The organism is Kribbella sp. NPDC048915, assembly GCF_040649595.1.
Lineage (GTDB): Bacteria > Actinomycetota > Actinomycetes > Propionibacteriales > Kribbellaceae > Kribbella.
Genome location: NZ_JBEZFT010000006.1, coordinates 26,179 through 47,110, shown reverse-complemented (window position 1 = coordinate 47,110; position 20,932 = coordinate 26,179). Strand labels below are relative to the sequence as shown.

Here is a 20,932-nt window from a genome sequence, read left to right as displayed (position 1 = left end):
GAATGTCAGCCGCCTTGCTTGTCCTTGGAGATCCAGACGTTGGTCGGGTCGAAGTTCTGCATGGACGGCACGTACACGGCGTTGTGCACCTGGGCGGCGTGGTAATTCGCCTGCTTGGGGTTGGTGATCGGGTAGAACGCCGCCTGGTCCATCACCCGGGCGTCGGCCTTGGCCCACAGGTCGGCGGCCTGCTGGTCGGTGGTGGCGCTGACCGCCTGCTTGATCAGGCTGTTGGTCTCGGGGTCGTTGTAGAGCCCGAAGTTGCTGCCGACCGGCGGGAACGACGCCTCGCCCGAGAACAGCGGGTTGAAGAACGACAGCGCCGCGTTGCCGTACCAGTCGGCGCCCCAGCCGGCCAGCGACAGGTCCCACACGCCGCGCTTCGCGACATCCGGCACCTGCAGGTACTTCACGTAGAAGTCCGCGTTCGGCGAGGGCACACCCTCGACCGTGATCCCGGCCTTGGACAGGTCCTGCTGGACCGTCTGGAACGTCTTGCTGCTGCCCTCGGTCGCGTTGCGGTAGAGGAACTTCAGCTTGAGGTTCGGGAAACCGGCCTCGGCGAGCAGCTGCTTGGCCTTGTCCGGGTTGTACGGGTAGGGGTCGAACTGCTTCGAACCGAGGATGACGTCGGGCAGCACGTGGGTCAGCGGTGGGCTCAGCGTCTTGCCGCCGTTCACCTGCAGGATGTGGTCACGGTTGATCGCGTAGCTGATCGCCTGCCGGACCTTCGGGTTCGCCATCGCCTTGTTGTTGTTCGGCGACGCGGTGTTGTACACGACGTACGGGTTCGAGCTGGACGTGTCGCCGATGTTCAGGTTCGGGTCCTTCTTGGCCTGCAGCGCGGGCAGCTGCGACGGCGGCGGTGCGACGTCCCACTCCATGTCCGCGGTCGGCGTACCGGTCTCCAGCTGCTGCTGGACCGAGTCCTGGGTGACCGTCTCGTTCACCACGATCTTGTCGACGTACGCCTTGCGCACCGGGTCGGAGTCGGCCTTCCACGCGGGGTTGCGGGAGTACGTGATCGACTTCGTCGGCACCCATGAGTCGACCTTGTACGGGCCGTCGGACGGGAAGTGGTTGCCGAGCTCGGTGCTGCCTGGGAGGTAGTTCAGCGACTCGACGGGCGCCGGCGAGAAGGCCGTCAGCGTCAGCATGTCGACGAAGTACGTCGCGGGGTGGGTGAGGTGGAAGACGACGGTGTTCGCGTCCTTGGCCTCGACACCCGGCAGCGGCGTCTTCTCGATGTACGCCTTGATTCCGGCGACCGTCTTCGGCGCCTTGGCGAAACCGTCCGCGAACGCCTGGTAACCGACGATCAGATCGGCGAAGTCCGGGATGCCGCCGAACGGCTGCACCGGGTTGGCGGTGCGCTTCACGCCCAGCACCATGTCCGCCGCGGTCACCGGGCGGGCCGGTGAGGTGTTCCACTGCGCGCCGGGCCGGATCTTGATCGTGTAGGTCTTGCCGTCGGCGCTGATGCCGCCGTTCGCCTGAGTCGGAATCTCGGTGGCGAGATCCGCGACCGGCGTGGTGTTCTTGCCGTTCGGGTCCGCCGGGTAGGTGAACAGTTGCCGGCTCCACATCCGCAGGTTGGTGTACCCGACGGAGTAGTAGCTGATGTTGGGATCCATGTAGTCGACGTCACCCGCGCCGAGCATGTTCAGGGTGCCGCCGGCGACCGGGGTGCCGGCGGAATCGGCGCCGGTCCCGGTCGTGGTACCGCCGCCGCTGCTGCAGGCGGCGAGCGCGACGAGACTCGCCACGGCGGCAAGAGATGCTGCCGCCAGCCGTGTTCTGGCCATTGGTCCTCCTCCGGACTCGATAGCGCCGAACGTAGGTCGGCCGGGGCGGCGGTCCGGGCCAGGTCATCGAAGCGTCACGATCACGTCATTGGCCGCACGCGGGGAACATGACAGATTCATGACGGACGTAACCTCGGGGTGCTTCCCCGGTAGGGGACACTGGAGGGCGTGGCACACAGCTTGCTCCTGGTCGACGACGAGCCCCGGATCCGTCGGGTACTGCGGCTCGCCCTGGAGGACGAGGGGTACCAGGTCGCGGAAGCGGCCAACGGGTACGACGCCTTGGCCGCCCTGCGCCGGGAGAAGCCGGACGTGGTGCTGCTGGATCTGATGCTGCCGGACCGCGACGGGTTCACGGTGTGCCGGGAGATCCGGCGCGCCAGCGACGTCCCGGTGATCATGGTCACCGCGCGCACCGACAGTCACGACGTGGTCGCCGGACTCGAGGCAGGCGCCGACGACTACGTGACGAAACCGCTGGTGGCCAAGGAGTTGTCGGCCCGGATCCGCGCACTGCTGCGGCGGGTCGAGCCGGCCGACGCGCGGCAGTCCGAGCTGCTCGAGGTCGGTGACCTGCGCATCGACGTACCGGCGGCGGAGGTGACCCGCGACGGCGAGGTGCTGCCGCTGACCCGCACCGAGTTCAAGCTGCTCGCCGAGCTGGCCGGTGCCGAGGGCAAGGTGCTCAGCCGCGAGCAGTTGCTGTCCAAGGTCTGGGGCTACGGGTACTTCGGTGACAGCCGGATCGTGGACGTGCACATTCGGCGACTGCGGCTGAAGGTCGAGCGCGACCCGGCCAGCCCGAAGCATGTCGTCACCGCCCGCGGCCTGGGCTACCGACTGGTGAGCTGACGTTGCTGGGGCAACGGTTCAGCCTCCGGGGCCGGGTGATGCTGGCCTACGGACTGCTGGCGCTCGGCCTGTCGACGGTGCTGGCCCTGGTCACCTGGAGCGTCGTCTCGGACTATCTCGTCAAGCAGCGCACGACCGCGGCCGTGACGGTCACCGCGGACAACGCGGCCGCCTTGCGGTACGGGCTGTTCGGTCCGCCCAAGCCGTGCCCACCGATTCGCGAACGGGTGGAATGCGAGGCCCCGACGCTCCAGAAGGGCATCTCGGTGATGGAAGTCCTGAACGGCTTGCCGTCGACCGACGCGGCGGCGTCGATGCTGTACCTGCAGGGCCGCTGGTACTCGCTGACCGGGAAACCGTCGGACCTGCCCGCCGATCTGATCCGGGACGCGACCGCGGGTACGACGGTCGAGCGCCGGATCCAGGTCGGCGATCAGCCGGTGCTCGCGGTCGGCGTACCGGTCGGGTTGCAGGGTGACGCGTTCTTCGAGTGGCATCCGCTCGCCGGCCTGGACGCGACGCTGCAGCGGATCCGGCTGACGCTGATCGCGGCGGCGATCGCGACGGCGCTGGCCGGGCTCGCGGTCGGGCGGCTGGCGAGCACGCTCGCGCTGCGGCCGCTGGCCGAGCTGACCCGGGTCGCGGACCAGGTTGCCCGCGGCAAACTCGACGCGCGGCTGGAGGCGGAGGACGACAAGGATCTCGGCGGACTCGCCCGGTCCTTCAACCAGACCGCGGCGGATCTGGAGCGGCGGGTGGCCGCCGACGCTCGATTCGCGGGCGACGTGAGCCACGAGCTCCGGACGCCGCTGATGACGATGCTGAACTCGATGCAGCTGATCCAGAACCACCGCGCCGAGCTGCCGGCGGCGGTCCGCGAGCCGGTCGAGCTGCTCGGCGACGACCTCGACCGCTTCCGCCGGCTGGTCATCGACCTGCTCGAGATCTCTCGCGACGACGGCGGTGATCGGGGCAGCCGGGAGATCGTCCGGATCGCCGATCTGGTCCGGGCCGCGGCGAACGCGACCGCCGGCCGCGACGTGACAGTCGTCGAGCCCGAGGCCGAAGGGCTCACGCTGCAGGCCGACAAGCGCCGGCTCGAGCGCGTCATCGCGAACCTGGTCGAGAACGCCGAGGACCACGCGGGCGGCTGCAAGGGCGTCGGCGTCGCGGCCGGCGGCCTCGGAGTCGTGATCACGGTCGACGACGCGGGTCCGGGGATCGCGCCCGAGGACCGGACCCGGATCTTCGAGCGGTTCGGCCGCGGCGAGAACTCGGGGCGTGGGCGCGGCGTCGGGCTGGGCCTCGCGATCGTCTCCCGGCATGTCCAGTGGCACCACGGCACGGTCCAGGTGACCGACCGGCCGGGCGGCGGCGCGCGCTTCGTCGTCGAGCTGCCGGCGAAGTGAGCTGACCGCTCCGCCGGTCCGGCCGGCTCGAAAATGAGCTGACGGCTGTTGCCGGTCCGGCTACTTTGGATCCATGGCTACTTGCCTCTGTGTCTAGCTGGCACACCCGCTTTCGCAGGTGAGGTGTGCCCACGAGCTATCACGGAGAGTAACCATCATGATCACCGTTCGCGGTGTAGACATTCGTGTCGGTGCCCAGCTGCTGCTGGCCGACATCTCGTTCACTGTCGGCGCGGGCGACCGCGTCGGGCTCGTCGGCCGCAACGGCGCGGGCAAGACCACGCTGATGCGGACCCTGGCCGGGGAGACCCGGCCCGCCACCGGGCAGATCGCTGTCACGGGTTCGGTCGGCTACCTGCCGCAGGACCCGCGGGCGGCCGATCCCGCGACCACCGTCACCGCGCGGATCCTGTCCGCGCGCGGCCTGGACGCCGCGGTCCGCGATCTCCGCGCGGCCGAGGCGGCGATGAGCTCCGCCCGTACCGAAGTGGAGCAGGACAAGGCGATGGCGGCGTACGCTCGCGCCGATGCCCTGTTCCAGGCCGGTGGCGGGTATGCCGCCGAGGCCGAAGCCGCGCAGCTGGCGGCCGGCGTCGGTCTGCCCAACCGTGCCCTCGAGCAGCCGATCGGCGAGGTGTCCGGCGGGCAGCGTCGGCGCGTCGAGCTGGCCCGGATCCTGTTCGCGCAGCACGACGTCCTGCTGCTCGACGAGCCGACCAACCACCTCGACGCGGACTCGGTGCAGTGGCTGCGGCAGTTCCTGCTGTCGTACCCGGGCGGGCTGATCGTGATCAGCCACGACCGCGAGTTGCTGAGGGCAACGGTCAACCGGGTGTTCCACCTGGACCCGCAGCGGCTGACCGTCGACATCCACAACACCGGCTGGGCGAAGTACCTCGAACAGCTCGAGGTGGACGAGCGGCGCCGGCAGCGCGAGCGCGCGGTCGCCGAACGCAAGGCCGCGGTCCTGCACGCGCAGGCGGCGAAGATGCAAGCCGGCGCCAACATGGCCGTTGCGGCGCGCAACATGGCACGTCGCGCGGACAAGCTGCTCGACGGTCTCGAGCCGGTACGGCGGGCCTCGCGGGTCGCGAAGATCCGCCTCCCGGCCCCGGCACCATCGGGTCGTACGCCGTTGTCCGCGGTCGGTCTGAAGAAGTCGTACGGCGCGTTGCAAGTGCTGGACGGTGTGGACCTGGCCGTGGACCGGGGGAGTCGCGTGGTCATCCTCGGGCTGAACGGTGCGGGCAAGACCACGCTGCTGCGGATCCTCGCGGGCCGCGAGCAGCCCGACGCCGGTCGCGTCGTACCGGGGCACGGTCTGCGGCTCGGGTACTTCGCCCAGGAGCACGACACGCTCGACCTGGCCGGCACCGTCCGGCAGAACCTGGCGTCGGTGGCTCCCGGGCTGACCGACGGCGAGGTGCGAAACGTGCTCGGGTCGTTCCTGTTCAGCGGCGACGACGTGGACAAGCCGGCCGGCGTGCTGTCCGGCGGGGAGAAGACCCGGCTGGCACTGGCCGGACTGGTCCACTCGAGCGCGAACGTGCTGCTGCTCGACGAGCCGACCAACAACCTCGACCCGGCCTCCCGCGACGAGGTACTGGGCGCGGTCGGCAGCTACCCCGGCGCGATCGTCATGGTCACCCACGACGAAGGCGCCATCGAGGCCCTCCGCCCGGACCGCGTCCTGATCCTGCCCGATGCGACCGAGGACCTGTGGTCCGACGACTACCTCGACTTGGTGTCGCTGGCCTGACCACAATCGGCTGCTGTCACCGACGTCTGGGTGGCCGAGCCCGCCATCGGCGGCGACCGCCGTTGTTCCCACGCCAGGGGATACGCGGCTCCTGTGACCGATTCGTGGGTGGGTCTGGATGATCGAGAGTCGGCGCGCGGGCTGGACCGCGCTGTATGACCGCACGCGTTCCCGCACGGTGGGTTCACCCATCGTGTTGTGGGTTCCTGACCCGTGTGAAGGGTGTGGAACCCACAACACCGTGGGTGAACCCACCCTGCGGCGGAAGTCCAAGAACTCCTTCGACCGCGGCACGGCGTACGAGCCCGGATATGCACACGTGTCGGGGTTCTCTGCTCGTACAGCAGCAGAGAACCCCCAACTCGTGGGGTTGACCCATCTCGTCGGCCTGCGCGTGTCGTCCTGTACGACCTGCCACGGGGGCCGTGCCGATGCGCGGAAACCTCCTAGATGATTGCTGCACGGGCCCGAAGGTGTGCACGCTCGACAGTTCGTGTGGTGTGAGGCGAGTGTGTTCGGTGTCCGGTTCACGCTCAGCCGTGGCCTCTGGCACGGGAGACGTCCTGTCGACCTGACACACGCCCCACCCCCGCCGCGGGTGTTGTTGCCGGGGGTGGGGACGGTGGTCTACCGTGAATATATGAAGAGTTCTGCAGATGTGCAGCTCGACTCGTGCAATGTGCGGCTGGTGGATCCGGAGCGGGTGGCCAGTGTTTACGCCAGGATGCCGGGTGAGGGCGACATCGTCGACACGGCCGACGTGTTCAGCCTGCTCGGGGATCCGCGCCGGCTGAAGCTGCTGGTCGCGCTGCTCGACGGGGAGTTGTGTGTCTGCGATCTCGCCGCGATCACCGGGCTGAGCGAGTCCGCGACCTCGCACGCGCTGCGGCTGCTGCGGGCGCATCGCGTGGTCGCCGTACGGCGGGACGGACGGAACGCGTTCTACCGCCTCGACGACGCCCACGTGCGGATGCTGCTGGACCTCGCCGTCGCCCACACCGAGCACACCGACGCCATCCACCCGGAGCGGAACCCGGAACGAAGCCCGGAGCCAAACCCGGAACGAAGCCCGGAACGAAACCCGGAACGAAGCAGCTACCCCGAGAGGAACGACCTGTCCAACGCGCGCGGTCGCGCCGAGCGGTCCGCTGATCCGGGCAGGTCGGCCTCGTGAGCGCGGGCCGCGGCCACGGGCACGGCCACGGTCACAGCCAGGCGGCCGGCGTCTCAGCGGACCGAAAGCTCCTCGGCGGCGCGCTTGCGCTGATCCTCGGCTTCATGGTCGCCGAGGTGATCGTCGGCGTCGCGGCCGGTTCGCTGGCGCTGATCACCGACGCGGCGCACATGCTCACCGACGCGATCGCGATCGCGCTCGCCCTGCTCGCGATCCGGCTGGCCGCGAAACCACCGGCCGGCGGGTTCACGTACGGGTTCAAGCGCGTCGAGATCCTGTCCGCGCAGGCGAACGGCATCACGTTGCTGCTGCTCGCGGTCTACTTCGTGTACGAGGCCGTCCACCGGATGATCGACCCGCCCGAGGTGAAGGGCGCGCTGGTGCTGATCACCGGCGTCGTCGGCATCGTGGTGAATCTCGCCGCCACCTGGCTGATCAGCAAGGCGAACCGCGCCAGCCTGAACGTCGAAGGGGCGTTCCAGCACATTCTGAACGATCTGTTCGCGTTCATCGCGACCGCGGTCGCCGGTCTCGTCGTCCTGCTGACCGGGTTCGCCCGGGCGGACGCGATCGCCGCGTTCGTGGTCGCCGTACTGATGCTGAAAGCCGGCATCTCCCTCGTCCGCGACTCCGGCCGGATCTTCCTCGAGGCGGCGCCGATCGCGATCGACCCGCAGGCACTGGGCGCGGAGCTGTGCGCCGTACCGGGCGTGGTCGAGGTCCACGACCTGCACGTCTGGGAGATCACCTCCGGTGAACCGGCCGCGTCCGCGCACGTCATGGTCGCCGAGGGCCTCGACTGCCACCAGATCCGGGTGCAGATCGAGGAGGTGCTTGCCGCGCGCCACCAGTTGACGCACTCCACCCTGCAGGTCGACCACGCCGTCGCGGGTCAGAGGCCGGATCACTGCACCGATGCGCACGGTCCGGTGCACACGACGGCGCATCGCGCGATCACAGGCGCTGGATCAGCACCTGACCCAGCCAATCCACCTCATTGACCCGCGGTACGGCGAATGCGACGTCCCGCGTGAATCCCTGCCGCTCGTAGTACCCGACCAGCGCTTGGTCGCCACCTGCGAAACAGTCCACCCGCAGCACGCGGACGTCGGCCGCCCGCGCCAGCTCGCGGGCGTGGTCGAGCAGCGCCCCGCCGAGGTTCTGCCCGGCGGACGCGCGGTCGGTGACGAGCAGCCGGATGTACAGCTCGGGCTCGGTCGGCGGCGAAACGTACTCCAGGGCTTCACCGACCGCGATCGCGCCGACGATCTCCTGCCGTGCGGATTCGCCCACCCAGAGGCCGCCGTCCGTGGCGAACCCCGTGACCTGCTCGACGCGGTGCGGACTCGTCGAGTGCGGCCTCGTCCCCCACTGACCAGTTCGTCCGCGCTCCACCAGCCACTCGGTCGCGCCGTCGAGGAGCGCCAGTACCGCCGGTACGTCGTCCCGCCCCGCCCGGCGAATCGTCATCTGCACGAGCCAAGAGTAGTTTGGCGATTGCCGAACGGAGGATGTCGAAATCCGGCCGGCTGTCTCTACTGAGGGGTGTAGAGAGGAGCTCACGATGAGCAAGAAGACCGGAAAACTGGACAAGACCTTCACCGCGCCGCTGCTGAAGAGCGACGCGAAGGGCGGCTGGACGTATGTGCAGCTGCCGGGCTCGGCCGAGTACTTCGGGACCCGCGGACTGGTCAAGGTGCGCGGCACGATGGACGGGCATCCGTTCGAGAGTTCGTTCATGGCACTCGGTGACGGAACGCACAAATTGCCCGTCAAAGGCGAGCTGCGGGACCTGCTCGGAAAGCAGCCGGGAGACGAGATCACCGTTTGTTTGGAGGAACGTCTCGGTTGAGAGTCACTTCCCTTTGATCTGAGATCACCGTCACAACCGGTCATGTCCTGAGTAAGGACTGTGTGAAGAATCAGTGCTGACCGGCTGCTCGGCTGGGGTCGACCGCGGACCGGACCGTACCGTCGAACGTGGGTGGTCCGTCGAAGTCAGGAGTGAACGAGGTGCAACGGGGCTCAAAGGGCATGCTTTTGGCATGCCCGGATCACGGCTGCCGCGAGGTGGTCGGCAGCACGCTCACGGAGCCGGTTTCGCTGTGAGCCCGCTGAACAGGATTCTCGGCATCGCCGGGTTGGTGCTGCTCGTCGTGGGCGCGCTGCTCGGATTCCGTTCGGTCTCGGCGGCCGGCGTCGACTGCGGTTCGGCCTTCCAGCCGGCCCGCGGGATCACCCCGATGGCGTGTGACGGCGCGCTGAGCAACACGAGCACACTGACCATGGTCGTGATGAGCGCCGGCGTGCTCTGCTTGATCGCTGCGCTCGCGATCAAGGTGCTGCGGGACCGCAGCGACGAGAAGGTCGACGCCTGACCGCTGCCCGCTCGAAATCGGGGTGCGGGATGCGGTCCGGGTGCGCCAGGCTGCCGGAGTGATCGAACCGTTCCGGATTGATGTGCCGGACTCCGAGCTGGACGACTTGCGCCGCCGGTTGGACCAGGTGCGCTGGCCGTCCGAGCTGCCGGGTGTGGGCTGGTCGCGCGGCGTACCGCTGGGGTACCTGCGTGACCTCGTCGACTACTGGCGTTCCGCGTACGACTGGCGCGCCGCCGAGGTGCGGCTGAACTCCTGGCCGCAGTACACGACTCTCATCGACGGCGCCGTGGTGCATTTCGCCCACATTCGCTCGTCGGCTGCGGACGCGCTTGCGTTGGTCGTCACGCACGGCTGGCCCGGGTCGATCGTCGAGTTCACCTCGCTGGCGCCGTTGCTGAAGGACTTCCATCTGATCCTCCCGACGATCCCTGGTTTCACTCTGTCGGGGCCGACGCGCGAGACCGGGTGGGAGTACCAGCGGGTCGCGCGCGCGTGGGTGGAGCTGGTGACGCGGCTCGGGTACGAGCGGTACGGCGTCCAAGGCGGTGACTGGGGCGCGGCAGTGTCGCGCGAGGTCGGGCGGATCGATGCGTCGCGCGTGGTCGGCGTACACCTCAATCTGATCCCCGGTGCGGGCGCGACCTCCGAACCGACCCCAGCCGAACTTGCGCCGCTCTCCGAAGCGGAGCGCTCGCGCACGTGGGCGTCGTGGCGCCGGCAGCAAGAGTTCGGGTCGGAGGGCCAGGGGTACGCCGACCTGCAGTCGACCCGGCCGCAGACGCTGGCCTACGCGCTGACCGACTCGCCGGTCGGGCAGCTGGCGTGGATCGCGGAGAAGTTTGCGCTGTGGTCTGATACGCCGATCGACCGGGACCTGCTGCTGACCAACGTCATGCTCTACTGGCTCACCCGTACGGCGGGTTCGGCCGGCGCAATCTACTACGAGCGCGCGCACGCGTCGTACTGGGGTCAGCCGCCGTTGCCCTCACGCACGCCGACCGCATTACTGGATCTGGCACACGAGAACTTCATTCCGCTCCGGCACAAGGTCGCGGACACCGACAACATCGTGCGGTGGACCAGTCATCCGGAGGGCGGTCACTTCGCGGCGCTGGAACAGCCGGAGGTGCTGGCCGCGGACATCCGCGCATTCTTCCAAGGGCTCGCGCACGGCTGACGCTGTTGCCGGTGGTCGCCTGCGCGCGCGTCGGCGGGCGAACTATCGTGGCCGCATGAGTTTCACCGGGTTCCCGGCTGCGGCGCCGGACTTCTACGACGACCTCGAGATGGACAACACCAAGACCTTCTGGACGGAGCACAAACACATCTACGAGTCGGCGGTCCGCGCGCCGATGACCGACCTGATGGCGGAGCTCGAAGACGAGTTCGGCCCGGCGAAACTCTTCCGCCCGTACCGCGACGTACGCTTCGCCAAGGACAAGACGCCGTACAAGACCCACCAGGGCGCGTTCATCGACGTTGCACCCTCCACCGGCTGGTACGTCCAGGTCTCCGCCCCCGGCGTCCGCGTCGCCGCCGGCTTCTACGAGGCCTCGTCGGAACGCCTCGCCCGCATCCGCACCGCCATCGACGACGACCGCCGCGGCGCGCAACTGGAGAAGATCCTGGCGAAGCTGACCCGGGCCGGCTTCGTGCTCCGCGGCGAGAAACTGAAGACCAGCCCACGCGGCTACGACGCCGACCATCCGCGCATCGAACTGCTGCGCCACAAGTCGCTCTCGGTCGGCAAGGACTACGGCTTCGAGCAGATCATCCACACCCCCGCCCTGGTCGGCGAGATCCGCAAGGACTGGCGAGCCGCGAAGCCCCTCATCACCTGGATCACCGACAACACCTGAACTCCCCAGTGCTGTAACGCTCACCGTCCCGCCCCCGATGTGGTGCGCAGGGGGACGCCTTGGGGAAGGCAGAAATGGGGGAACGGTTCTGATGCGGCGCCTGGCAGTTCATCGGTCCAGCGGGTCCGCGACTCGCTAGACACCTGAGCCTGCGCGGATCACCTCGGCCACCTGATCGGCCGAGCACTCGCGGACACAGCCAGCCAGTCGGCTTGTGACTTGCTGGGACGCTGAGCCCTGCGTCGACTGAACGTGCGTCGGCCGTGTCCGCGGGCGAGCAGCTGTCCAACCAGGTGGTTGCCTTGTGCAAGCAATCCGCCGACGTTGGGTCAACCACGGGCTGTTTCGACCGCGCTGAGTCCGCTGACCGCACGCGACCTACCTCACCCCGCAGCTCCAAACCGTCTTGTTCGTTCGTATCTTGAGCTGTCCGGGGGGACACATGGGGGACTTCAAAGAATGGTGCAAACTCTGGCAAGGCTTCCCAGCCGCCTTGGCCAAAGCCTGGGCCCTACTGGCCGCAGTCTTCCTGATCGTCTGGCTACTCCTGCGATAACAACAGAACGAGCGGTGCGCACCCGTACGAACCCGGCCTCGCCGTATGGGGTTGTACCCGGGTGCGCGGGGTGCCCGGAGTGCGCGGGGTGTGCGGGGTGTGCGGGGTGCGCGATGCCGGGGCCGCGCGGTGCCGGGCCACCGGCCTCCCATCGCCAACTGTCGGGGGCTTGAACAGGAACCGGTGCGCGTACACCGGTTATTACCTGTTCAAGGCCCCCGCCGCGCGGACACGCCCCCGGTTTCTGGCGCGGGAGGGTCGGCGTGGGCGGGCGCGCTGGCGCGTGGTGGCGTGTGGTGCTGTGTGGTGGCTTGCAGCCGGGCGGGCATGCTGGACCTGTCGCCCGTGCCCGTCCCGCTTTCCACAAGTTCGAGTCCGGCCCGAGGGATCATCGGTTGTGCCGCGAGTTAGCTTTCGAAGTCTTTCTTGATGGTGGTGAGGATGTCGCGGGTCTTGTTCGGCGGTGGGGCGGCGACGCAGAGGGCTTCCATGGTGGCCGTGTACTGGTCGAGATCCTCGAGCTTGTCCAGGTACAGGGCGCTGGTGAGGTGCTCGATGTAGACCATGTCCGGAAGGTCCTGCTCTGGGAACCGCAGGATGCTGTACGCGCCGCCGGTGGCTGCGTGGCCGCCGACGTTGAAGGGCATCACCTGGAGGGTGACGTTCGGCATCTCGGACGTCTCGATCAGGTGGTCGAGCTGGTTGATCATCGCCTTCACGCCGCCGATCGGCCGACGCAGGACCGCCTCGTCGACGACGGCCCAGACCCGGACCGGCTCCGGACGGGTGAGGATGTGCTGCCGGCTGGTGCGCAGCGCGACGCGTCGCTCGACCTCTTCGGCGGGGATGAGCCCGCGGCCGAGCTGGATCACGGCGCGGATGTAGTCCGGCGTTTGTAACAGGCCCGGGACGAACTGCAGCTCGTAGACACGGATCAGCTGCGCCGCGGCCTCGAGGTCCAGGTACGAGTGGAACCAGCTCGGGAGCACGTCGCCGTACCGGTGCCACCAGCCGGGGTTGTTCGCCTCGCGCGTGAGAGCGAGGAGGCGTTCGCGCTCTTCCTCGTCGTCGACGCCGTACAGCGTCAGCAGGTCGCGGACATCGCGCTCCTTGAGACCGACTCGGCCGAGCTCCATCCGGCTGACCTTGGACTCCGACGCCCGGATCTCCCACCCCGCGTCGGATCGGCTGATCCCTGCTGCCATCCGCATCCGACGGAGGTGCCCGCCGAGAATGATGCGCAGCGCGGTCGGTCCGCTTTGCGCGCCCGACTCGGTCACACCCACCTCCCAGCGGCCCCAGCGGTCTTCATCAGCAACCTCACCCGCAAGTGCACATCATCGCACGTAGCGGCGCCGATCTGGCGAAGTTCTTACCAAAGAGCGTCGGATCTGTCAGTGCGATCACGGAGCGTAAGAGTAGCCCACCCACACCAGCCTCAATTTGTCAGTACATAGTGCGGGCCTGACGCGCCCGCATCCCCCCTCGCGGACGCCGGTTTCAGGCGTGAACCACCCCAATCTGGTCTCGAAATGGAAAACGTGCGGATGCACGTGCATCGGGCGCTTGCATTCGTCGCGTGCCGACGCCATGATTGCTACATGCACAGAAGGTGAGCTGACTCTCGCGAAAAGTGACATCGCGTGGGAGTCGGCAGGCCGGTCCTACAGAGCGCCGACGGACCAGCGTTGGCATGACTGGTTGGGGAACCCGAGTCGATGAACGACGACGACAGTGAAGCTGTGGAGCAGACCGTCCGAGCAGTGGACGGCCGCGCACCCGAGGAACTGACGGAGCGGGAGATCCAGGACCTGGTCGCGCGTTGCCCCGAGCAACAACGCTGGGCGTTCGAGGGCTGGTTGCGCGGCGTCCGTCAACTCGACGGCGACCCGATCGTGAGCTTGGCCCCATGACCACCGACAAAGCAGCAGGAGGACGGAAGATGGTGCGGATCTGGCTGGGTGACCACCTGATCGCCGAGTACGTCGCCGAGCCGGACCGCGCCTCGCGGTACCAGCGGGTGATGACGCCGAAGTTCACCGGATTGCGAATCACCGTTGACAATGCGGCGACCGGCAAGGCCTCGGAGCTCCCGAGCGAGCAGCTCTGGCCGCTGACCGTCCAGTAGGCCCGTACCCGCCCCTCAGGCACGCCAGGACCGACTCTCGCCGGAGAGTCGGTCCTGGCGTTTTCTGTACGTCGGTACGCGCCGCGCCGGCGCCCGCGGCACGGTCCCGCGCGGATCGCCGTACCGGGCTCCAGGCAGTCGCCGCGGCGCCTGGAAACGAGCACAGGAAAGGGCCCCTTCGTCACTCGCCTGGCGAAGGGGCCCTTGCTTCTGAGTTGGTCGATTACTGCTCTATGGTCCTGCGCGCCGCTCAGATCAGGTAGCTGAACTCGCCGTCCTGAACGCCGCCGAAGAACGCTTCGATCTCTGCCTTCGTGAATACCAGCGCCGGGCCGTCGGTGAAGCGCGAGTTGCGCACCGCCACACCACCGTCCGGGAGCTTCGCTACCTCGACGCAGTTGCCGTTCGGGCCGCTGCGCTGGCTCTTGCGCCAGTTCAGCTCGCTGTTCGAGTCGCCGGGCATGCCGTTGTAGATCGCAGTCATCAGCTGCACCTTCCGTACGTCCTTGGCATATGCACGTGCATTTGGCCTTGCATTTGCATCGTACACGTTTTGGGGTCATGTGTCCGCTCCCTTACGTGCTGTGACCGATCTGGCATGAATTGCGGCGCGGAGCGGCTTGCGCCGGCCTCGAACTGGCGCTTTGGGGCGGAGCGTGAGACGGTTTGGGCTCTGGGTAGGTGGGTACTACTGCCCATGCAGGCATGACCGTGGTTCAGCTAAGTGCCACGCCGTGACAACAGTCGCGAGGTCATACCAATGGTCATCAACACCATCGAGCGGGAGTTCTCCCGCAGCGGAGCCCCTACGGATCGGGCCGCCCGCGAAGCAGCCACCCGGGAACTCATGGAGCGCCGGGCTGCCAGCACCGACGAGGTCGAACGACAGCAGCTTCTCGAAGAGGTCGTCGAACTCAATCTCGAAATGGCCAAGGGCATCGCGCGCCGCTTCCGCGGCCGGGGCGCCGAGGCCGACGACCTGGAACAGGTCGCGTACCTGGGGCTGGTCAAAGCAGCTCATCACTACCGTCTGGAAGCCGACACCCCGTTCATCGGGTTCGCGATCCCCACCATCCGCGGCGAGGTCAAGCGGTACTTCCGCGACTGCGCCTGGACGGTACGGATCCCGCGCCGGCTGCAGGAGATGCAGGGCACGATCGCCACCAAGCTGCCGGAGCTCGAGCAGCAGCTGAACCGTGAACCCACCCCGGCCGAACTGGCCGAGCACCTCGACGTCGAGGTGTCCGAGGTGGAACAGGCACTCGCCGCGCGCGGGTGCTTCAACGTCCTGTCGCTCGACCGGCCGGCCGAGGCCGACGCCGAGCTCACGCTCGCCGATGTGGTCGCCGACGACGAGGACGCGAGTATCGACCAGCTGGAAACGGTCGAGATGCTCGAACCGGTGCTCGCCGATCTCGGTGAGCGCGACCGCCGCATCCTGCAGCTGCGTTTCATCGAGGGCTGGACGCAGTCGGAGATCGGCAAGGACATCGGCGTCAGCCAGATGCAGGTGTCCCGGGTGCTGCGCCGGATCCTCGACGACCTCCGCAAGAAGCTGACCTCGCTGCAGGATGCTGCCTGATCACCTGTCTGGTCAGCGGTTTCGAGTAGTTCGTCAGTGATCCCCTGGTAATACAGACAACACCACGGTTCCGCCGGTCCGTCGCCAGCTCGCACTGCGACGGACCGGCGTTTCGCTGTCCGCGTTCCTTGTCCGCGTTCGCTGTCGGTGTTCCTTTGTCGGGCCGCGACCGTACGGCGGTCTTCCCGATGGCGACTCGCGGACCGCTGCTCGTGACTGCGGGTGCCCGGTGGTTGCACAATGGGGAGAACGAGGGGACGAGTCGTTGCTGTTGGCACTGCGGATGTTCAAGACCGTGCCGCTGGACGCGGTCGCGGTTCTGCGTGCCTACCCGCCGATGGTGGTGTGCTTCGCTGCTGCGCTGACCGGCACCGCGCTGGTGTTCGACGTCTTCTATCTCGTCGCCAGCCCCGGGCTCCTGCTGGCACTGGTCTATACGGTGCCGGTCCTCGCCGGACTGGTCGCCGGGCTGGTCGCAGCCGCTGACGACGTCGACCTGGAGCGACGGGTGCTGCTGCGGACGGTCGGTGTGGCCGTTGCCCTCGGCATCACCAATGCGATCGTTGTCGCGATGATCGCCGCGATGATCCGCACCGATCCGTCGAACTGGGGCGCCGGTGCCCAGGCGGTACTGTTCGCCGGCTGCTCCATCTTCGCGATCGCGCTGTCGATCGTTGCCTGCCGCAAGCTGATCGATGCGCTCGGCATCGAGTTGCGCACTCAGCTCCCGCACCGTCGTCCGCCGCGGAGTCCGCTGCCCCCGCCGGCGGCCCTGCGTCCGAAGGTGAGCAAGGAATCCGCTGCCCGCGCACAGCCGGCCGCGCCCGTCCCACCACCGACCGAGCCCCCCGAGCCGCCGGCACGGCAGGAAAGCGTTTTCGTTCCGCCGCCGCTGAAGGTCGTCGACCCCGACGAGCCGCGTCCGGTGACGGCCGCGGGCGCGGTCGGATCGCACACGTCGCGCGTCCGCCGTACCACCGCTCGCCGCCCCAACAAGCCGGGCCGCCGACCCGGGACGTGAGCCGCGGAACCTGGGCCGCGGGACCTGAGCCGCGCGGCCGAGCAGCCGGGCCGCTCGGCGCGCGGGACTGTCCTCGAACTGCGAGACTGAACAGCGGATCAGGGGAGGCTGGCTGTGTGGGATCTGATCATCGTCGGAGCCGGGCCCGCGGGGGCGTCGGCCGCGCTCGGGGCGCTGACGACGGATCCGTCGCTGTCGGTGCTGTTGCTCGACCGGCACGAGTTCCCTCGGGACAAGGCCTGCGGTGACGGGATCGCGCCGCACGTCCTCGATCTGCTCGCTGGTGTCGGTGTCACCGGGATCCTCGACGACTGGACGCCCGTACGGCGCTTCGTGCTGAACCGCGGCGCGGTCGGCGTGGATCGGCAGATGGCGCGACCGACCTGGGTGGTGCCGCGGACGGTCTTCGATCATCGGCTGGTCGACGCGGCGCGTTCGGCGGGTGCCGAATTCACGAAACGGCGCGTGCGTGAGGTCGTGGTGCAGCGCCAGTCGGTCGCGATCGACGATCTGCACGCGCGGTTCGTCGTCGGAGCCGACGGCGCGCATTCCGTCGTACGGCGGGAGCTCGGGTTGAAGGCGGGGCCGGCGGCGCTGGCGATTCGCGGGTATGCGCCGACGCCGGCGGCGCGCGCGGCGAGTCAGGTGATCGCGTACGGGCCGGGGCGGCAGCCGTCGTACGCGTGGTCCTTCGATCGCGGTGACGGGTGGTCCAACGTCGGGTACGGCGAACTGCTCGGTGCCCGCCCGACCCGGAGCGACCTGCTCACCAACCTGGAGACCTTGCTCCCGGGCGCGACCGAGGGCGGGAAGTCGTGGTGGGGGCATCACCTGCCGCTCGCCGGGTGGTCGTGGCGGCCGCGCAGCGGACCCGTACTGCTCGCGGGTGACGCCGCCGGGCTGATCAATCCGATGACCGGGGAGGGCATCTACTACGCGGTCGCGACCGGGTTGCTGGCCGGCGGTGCGATCGTGGAGGCTCTGCGCGCGGGCAGTTCGGACGCTGGTACGCCGTACCGTCGGCGGACGTCACGGCTCCTGGCTCGGCACCTGCGCGACACCGCACTCGTCGCGCAACTCAGTCGCTCCGATCGGATCCTCGACGGTGGCATCCGCGCTGCTGCTGAGGACCAGGCCGTTTTCGACGACCTGGTTGAGCTGGGGCTCGCCGATGGCGTGCTGACCCGGCGGCTCCTCCGCAGCATTCTTCGCTGACTCGCGGGGCGGTCGCATGATGGATTCATGGACCAGATGGATGCATGGGCCGTGGACCGGCCCGGGCCGATCGACAGCGGTCCGCTGAAGCGGGTACGCCGTACTGTCCCGGAGCCGGGGGCGGGCGAAGTGCTGGTGAAGGTGGAGGCGTGCGGTCTCTGCCGGACCGACCTCCACCTGGCCGAAGGCGACCTCGAACCCAAGCGGCCCGGCGTTGTCCCGGGCCATCAAGTGGTTGGCACGGTGGTGAACTCGGGCGAGCGGTTCGAGACGGGGGATCGGGTGGGGATCGCCTGGCTGCGGGGGACCTGCGGCGGGTGCGAGTTCTGCCGTCGCGGCGCCGAGAACCTTTGCCCGCGGTCCGTGTACACCGGGTGGGATGCGGACGGGGGGTTCGCCGAGTACGCCGTGGTGCCTGAGGATTACGCGTACGCGCTGCCGGCCGATCGCCCCGCGGCGGAGCTCGCGCCGTGGTTGTGCGCCGGCATCATCGGGTACCGGTCGCTCCTTCGTGCGAACCTGCCGCCGGGTGGCCGGCTCGGGATCTACGGGTTCGGGTCGAGCGCACACCTGACCGCGCAGATCGCCGCGGCGCAGGGCGCTGAGCTGTTCGTGATGTCGCGCGGTGAGGGTAACCGCGCGCTGGCGCGTGAGTTGGGTGCCGCGTTCGTCGGCGGGACGACGGATCGGCCGCCGGCCCCGCTGGACTCGGCGATTGTGTTCGCACCGGCCGGCGAGGTCGTGCCGTACGCACTCGAGGCGGTCCGACCGGGCGGGACCGTTGCGGTCGCGGGCATCTACCTGTCCGACGTACCGGCGCTGAACTACGAACGCCACCTCTTCCACGAACGCGACCTCCGCAGCGTCACCTCCAACACCCGCCGAGACGGCGAAGAACTCTTCCGCCTCATCGCCCGCCTCCCCGTCCGCCCTCACATCACCACCGTCCCCTTCACCCAGGTCGACCAAGCCCTCACCGCCCTGGCCCACAGCCGCACCAGCGGCTCGTTGGTCGCCCTCCCCGAGCGACGAGCGACGTACGGCGGTGAGGCCCGTTGAGTGTGGTGAAGGCGGTGGGTGAGAGCGGTGTGGTGAGGGCGGTGTGCTGAGGCGGCGTGGTGAGGCGGCGTGGTGAGGGCGGTGTGCTGCGGCGGCGTGGTGAGGCGGCGTGGTGAGGGCGGTGTGCTGCGGCGGCGTGGTGAGGCGGCGTGGTGAGGGCGGTGCCGGGTGAGGTCGGTGGCGGGTGAAGGTGAGGATGTTTCGGATACTGAACCGATGGGACTCGGAGTGCGTTAGAAGTGAGTGAAGATTCGAAGTCGGGATACTGCCCGACTTCAGACCTCGCTGCTAGCTGCGTTAGATTTGATCAAATCCAGCCAGCCGTCAAGGAGCGTGAGGGTGCGTATGTCGGAACTGAGCCGCCGTTCGCGGTCGGTGCTGACGAACTCCGGGCTGACGAACTCCGGGCTGGCGAACTCCGGGCTGGCGAACTCCGGCTGGTTTGCCCGAGAGGGCGGCCGGTGCTGAACAAGGTCATCGGCGCGGTGGGTGCGGTCCTGCTGATCGTCGGCATCGTGCTCGCCGTACGCCCGGTTCAGGCCGGCCGGGACAGTTGTGGTTCGGTGTTCCAGCCTGACAAGGGCATCACCCCCATGCAATGCGACGCCCGCCTCGACAGCCGCACGATCCTCGTCACCGGCTTCCTGGCCGGCGGCGTCGCCTTGCTCGCCACCACCATCACCCTCGCCGCAGTCCGCGACCGCCGCACCCGCGTGACCGCCTGACCACCTGGCTCCGAGACGCCGGCCTCGTCGCACCTGCCGTGACCGCCTGACCACCTGGCTCCGAGACGCCCGTCCGCCGCACGTGCCGTGACGCGTACCGGCGTCGGCGGAGCAGTCCGTTGGATCCCTTTGAGGAGGGTTTTCGACGCGACGATGGAGGATTTTAGGCGTCGTACGGTGGAAAACCCTCCTTTGATCCACGGTCTCGAAACCCTGGGCCCGCATCGCCCGCGTCACCGGCGTCACCGACGTCGCCCGCATCGCCGGCGTCACCGGCGTCGCCGGCGTCGCCCGCGTCGTCCGGCCCGGCTTGCCTTTCGCGGCTACCGACCACCACTGCACGGTGGAAGCTGAGCCATTCATCACGACTCGCTGCGCGGCGGAAAGATTTGGGAGGAACTTCGGGTCGGGTGCATCCGCGGGGGTTGTTGGGGCGGAAGTAGCAGACAACAACCGACTGTAGGAGGAGTTCCGATGGCTGTTCGCAAGGCTGTTGCAGTGGTCAGTGCAGGTCTGTTGCTTGCCGGGGGGCCGGTGGCGGCGGCTCAGGCGGCGCCGGCCGCGAGCGCCACCGTTTCCGTTCTGCACGGGGTTCCGGGGGCGACCGTCGATGTGTACGCCAACGGGCAGAAGTTGCTCACGAACTTCAAGCCGGGCACGCTGACCGATCCGTTGAAGCTGCCCGAGGGTGAGTACGACCTCAAGGTCACCGCGGCCGGCAAGACCGCCGCGCTGATTCAGGCGAACGACGTCGCGGTCCCGGGCGGTGCCAACGTCACCGTGGTCGCGCATCTCGATGCGTCGGGCAAGCCGGTGCTGACGCCGTACGTCAATGACACGTCGAAGCTGGCCGCCGGGCAGGCGCGGATCACGGTCCGGCACACGGCGGCCGCGCCGGCGGTCGACGTACGGGCGGGTGGCAAGCCGGTGTTCACCGGGCTGACGAATCCCAAGGAGGCGAAGGCCGATCTGCCGGCCGGAACCGTGAAGGCGGACGTCGTGCTCGCCGGTACGTCGACCGTCGCGCTCGGCCCGGCCGACGTCGATTTGAAGGAAGGCACGAACACGATCGTGTACGCGTGGGGTAGTGCGGCTGACAAGAACCTGAAGCTCGCGGTCCAGACGATCTCCGGTCTGCACGGGAACCCGTCCGGCGTGCCGGGTGGGACCGGCGGCCAGGCGGCGCAGCAGGACCTGCCGGTGTGGCCGGCGGTGGCGGTCGCGGTGCTCATGCTCGCGTTGCTCGGCGGTGGTACGGCGGCGGTCCGGACCCGATCGTGACCCAGAAACGTCGTGTAGTCGTCCTCGTGGCGGCCGCACTGCTCGCGATTCCCGGCTGCGGGTCCACCTCGCCCGCAGCCGGGCCGGGAGACGGCGCACCAGCGGACGCCGCACCGTCGACAGCGC

The 20,932-nt window shown here is 68.7% G+C and carries 22 protein-coding genes; 18 read left to right on the top strand and 4 right to left on the bottom strand.

Annotated elements, in window-relative coordinates; translation table 11 throughout:
- Positions 1-5 precede the first annotated feature (5 nt).
- On the bottom strand, positions 6-1,805 hold the full coding sequence (locus AB0B82_RS05305; protein ID WP_360162746.1) for an ABC transporter substrate-binding protein: 1,800 nt from the start codon (positions 1,803-1,805) through the stop codon (positions 6-8).
- A 168-nt stretch (positions 1,806-1,973) separates the two neighbouring features.
- Here AB0B82_RS05305 and AB0B82_RS05300 point away from each other — a divergent pair, with 168 nt between their 5' ends.
- The 5 genes from AB0B82_RS05300 to AB0B82_RS05280 all read left to right on the top strand — a co-directional run bounded on the left by AB0B82_RS05300 (position 1,974) and on the right by AB0B82_RS05280 (position 8,000).
- Entirely contained in the window at positions 1,974-2,657 is a 684-nt protein-coding gene (locus AB0B82_RS05300) for a response regulator transcription factor (protein WP_360162739.1), read from the top strand.
- Between the two features lie 38 nt (positions 2,658-2,695).
- On the top strand, positions 2,696-4,066 hold the full coding sequence (locus AB0B82_RS05295; RefSeq protein ID WP_360163128.1) for a HAMP domain-containing sensor histidine kinase: 1,371 nt from the start codon (positions 2,696-2,698) through the stop codon (positions 4,064-4,066).
- A gap of 157 nt (positions 4,067-4,223) precedes the next feature.
- Positions 4,224-5,825 carry an ABC-F family ATP-binding cassette domain-containing protein gene (locus AB0B82_RS05290; RefSeq protein WP_360162737.1) on the top strand — a complete coding sequence of 534 codons (1,602 nt, stop codon included), beginning with the start codon at positions 4,224-4,226 and terminating at the stop codon, positions 5,823-5,825.
- A gap of 640 nt (positions 5,826-6,465) precedes the next feature.
- Positions 6,466-6,999 (top strand): metalloregulator ArsR/SmtB family transcription factor, encoded by a 534-nt coding sequence (locus tag AB0B82_RS05285; protein ID WP_360162735.1) that lies wholly within the window; start codon positions 6,466-6,468, stop codon positions 6,997-6,999.
- Positions 6,996-8,000: a cation diffusion facilitator family transporter gene (locus AB0B82_RS05280; protein ID WP_360162733.1), complete on the top strand. Its 1,005-nt coding sequence runs from the start codon at positions 6,996-6,998 to the stop codon at positions 7,998-8,000. Before AB0B82_RS05285 ends, AB0B82_RS05280 begins: the two co-directional genes overlap by 4 nt.
- Here AB0B82_RS05280 and AB0B82_RS05275 read toward each other — a convergent pair.
- A complete protein-coding gene (locus AB0B82_RS05275) occupies positions 7,954-8,469 on the bottom strand; it encodes a GNAT family N-acetyltransferase (protein WP_360162731.1) in 516 nt (171 codons plus the stop codon). The genes AB0B82_RS05280 and AB0B82_RS05275 overlap by 47 nt on opposite strands.
- 94 nt (positions 8,470-8,563) lie before the next feature.
- Here AB0B82_RS05275 and AB0B82_RS05270 point away from each other — a divergent pair, with 94 nt between their 5' ends.
- The 4 genes from AB0B82_RS05270 (at position 8,564) to AB0B82_RS05255 (ending at position 11,239) form a co-directional block, all read left to right on the top strand.
- Positions 8,564-8,851: a DUF1905 domain-containing protein gene (locus tag AB0B82_RS05270; protein WP_360162729.1), complete on the top strand. Its 288-nt coding sequence runs from the start codon at positions 8,564-8,566 to the stop codon at positions 8,849-8,851.
- Between the two features lie 253 nt (positions 8,852-9,104).
- Positions 9,105-9,377, top strand: a complete 273-nt coding sequence (locus tag AB0B82_RS05265; RefSeq protein ID WP_360162727.1) for a hypothetical protein — start codon at positions 9,105-9,107, stop codon at positions 9,375-9,377.
- A gap of 58 nt (positions 9,378-9,435) precedes the next feature.
- Positions 9,436-10,557 carry an epoxide hydrolase gene (locus tag AB0B82_RS05260; RefSeq protein ID WP_360162725.1) on the top strand — a complete coding sequence of 374 codons (1,122 nt, stop codon included), beginning with the start codon at positions 9,436-9,438 and terminating at the stop codon, positions 10,555-10,557.
- 55 nt (positions 10,558-10,612) lie between these two features.
- Entirely contained in the window at positions 10,613-11,239 is a 627-nt protein-coding gene (locus AB0B82_RS05255) for a DUF2461 domain-containing protein (protein ID WP_360162723.1), read from the top strand.
- Between the two features lie 963 nt (positions 11,240-12,202).
- On the opposite strand, the gene AB0B82_RS05250 is transcribed toward AB0B82_RS05255, so the two are convergent.
- Positions 12,203-13,075 (bottom strand): helix-turn-helix transcriptional regulator, encoded by an 873-nt coding sequence (locus AB0B82_RS05250; RefSeq protein ID WP_360162721.1) that lies wholly within the window; start codon positions 13,073-13,075, stop codon positions 12,203-12,205.
- Positions 13,076-13,513: 438 nt separating this feature from the next.
- Here AB0B82_RS05250 and AB0B82_RS05245 point away from each other — a divergent pair, with 438 nt between their 5' ends.
- Together AB0B82_RS05245 and AB0B82_RS05240 are read left to right on the top strand one after the other, a co-directional pair.
- On the top strand, positions 13,514-13,708 hold the full coding sequence (locus AB0B82_RS05245) for a hypothetical protein (RefSeq protein ID WP_360162719.1): 195 nt from the start codon (positions 13,514-13,516) through the stop codon (positions 13,706-13,708).
- The gene (locus AB0B82_RS05240; RefSeq protein WP_360162717.1) at positions 13,705-13,923 is read left to right on the top strand and encodes a hypothetical protein; all 219 of its coding nucleotides are present in this window, start codon (positions 13,705-13,707) and stop codon (positions 13,921-13,923) included. The genes AB0B82_RS05245 and AB0B82_RS05240 overlap by 4 nt, the downstream gene beginning before the upstream one ends.
- A gap of 250 nt (positions 13,924-14,173) precedes the next feature.
- Here AB0B82_RS05240 and AB0B82_RS05235 read toward each other — a convergent pair whose 3' ends face one another.
- Positions 14,174-14,407 carry a DUF397 domain-containing protein gene (locus tag AB0B82_RS05235; protein WP_360162715.1) on the bottom strand — a complete coding sequence of 78 codons (234 nt, stop codon included), beginning with the start codon at positions 14,405-14,407 and terminating at the stop codon, positions 14,174-14,176.
- 276 nt (positions 14,408-14,683) lie between these two features.
- Between AB0B82_RS05235 and AB0B82_RS05230 the strand changes: the two genes are divergently transcribed.
- The 7 genes from AB0B82_RS05230 to AB0B82_RS05200 all read left to right on the top strand — a co-directional run bounded on the left by AB0B82_RS05230 (position 14,684) and on the right by AB0B82_RS05200 (position 20,806).
- Positions 14,684-15,505: a SigB/SigF/SigG family RNA polymerase sigma factor gene (locus AB0B82_RS05230; protein ID WP_360162713.1), complete on the top strand. Its 822-nt coding sequence runs from the start codon at positions 14,684-14,686 to the stop codon at positions 15,503-15,505.
- Between the two features lie 265 nt (positions 15,506-15,770).
- Positions 15,771-16,526 carry a hypothetical protein gene (locus AB0B82_RS05225; RefSeq protein WP_360162711.1) on the top strand — a complete coding sequence of 252 codons (756 nt, stop codon included), beginning with the start codon at positions 15,771-15,773 and terminating at the stop codon, positions 16,524-16,526.
- A 114-nt stretch (positions 16,527-16,640) separates the two neighbouring features.
- Entirely contained in the window at positions 16,641-17,741 is a 1,101-nt protein-coding gene (locus AB0B82_RS05220; protein ID WP_360162709.1) for an NAD(P)/FAD-dependent oxidoreductase, read from the top strand.
- A gap of 27 nt (positions 17,742-17,768) precedes the next feature.
- Entirely contained in the window at positions 17,769-18,800 is a 1,032-nt protein-coding gene (locus tag AB0B82_RS05215) for a zinc-dependent alcohol dehydrogenase family protein (protein WP_360162707.1), read from the top strand.
- A 339-nt stretch (positions 18,801-19,139) separates the two neighbouring features.
- Entirely contained in the window at positions 19,140-19,268 is a 129-nt protein-coding gene (locus tag AB0B82_RS05210) for a hypothetical protein (RefSeq protein ID WP_360162705.1), read from the top strand.
- A complete protein-coding gene (locus AB0B82_RS05205) occupies positions 19,262-19,525 on the top strand; it encodes a hypothetical protein (RefSeq protein ID WP_360162703.1) in 264 nt (87 codons plus the stop codon). Before AB0B82_RS05210 ends, AB0B82_RS05205 begins: the two co-directional genes overlap by 7 nt.
- A gap of 474 nt (positions 19,526-19,999) precedes the next feature.
- Positions 20,000-20,806, top strand: a complete 807-nt coding sequence (locus AB0B82_RS05200; protein ID WP_360162701.1) for a DUF4397 domain-containing protein — start codon at positions 20,000-20,002, stop codon at positions 20,804-20,806.
- Positions 20,807-20,932 lie beyond the last annotated feature (126 nt).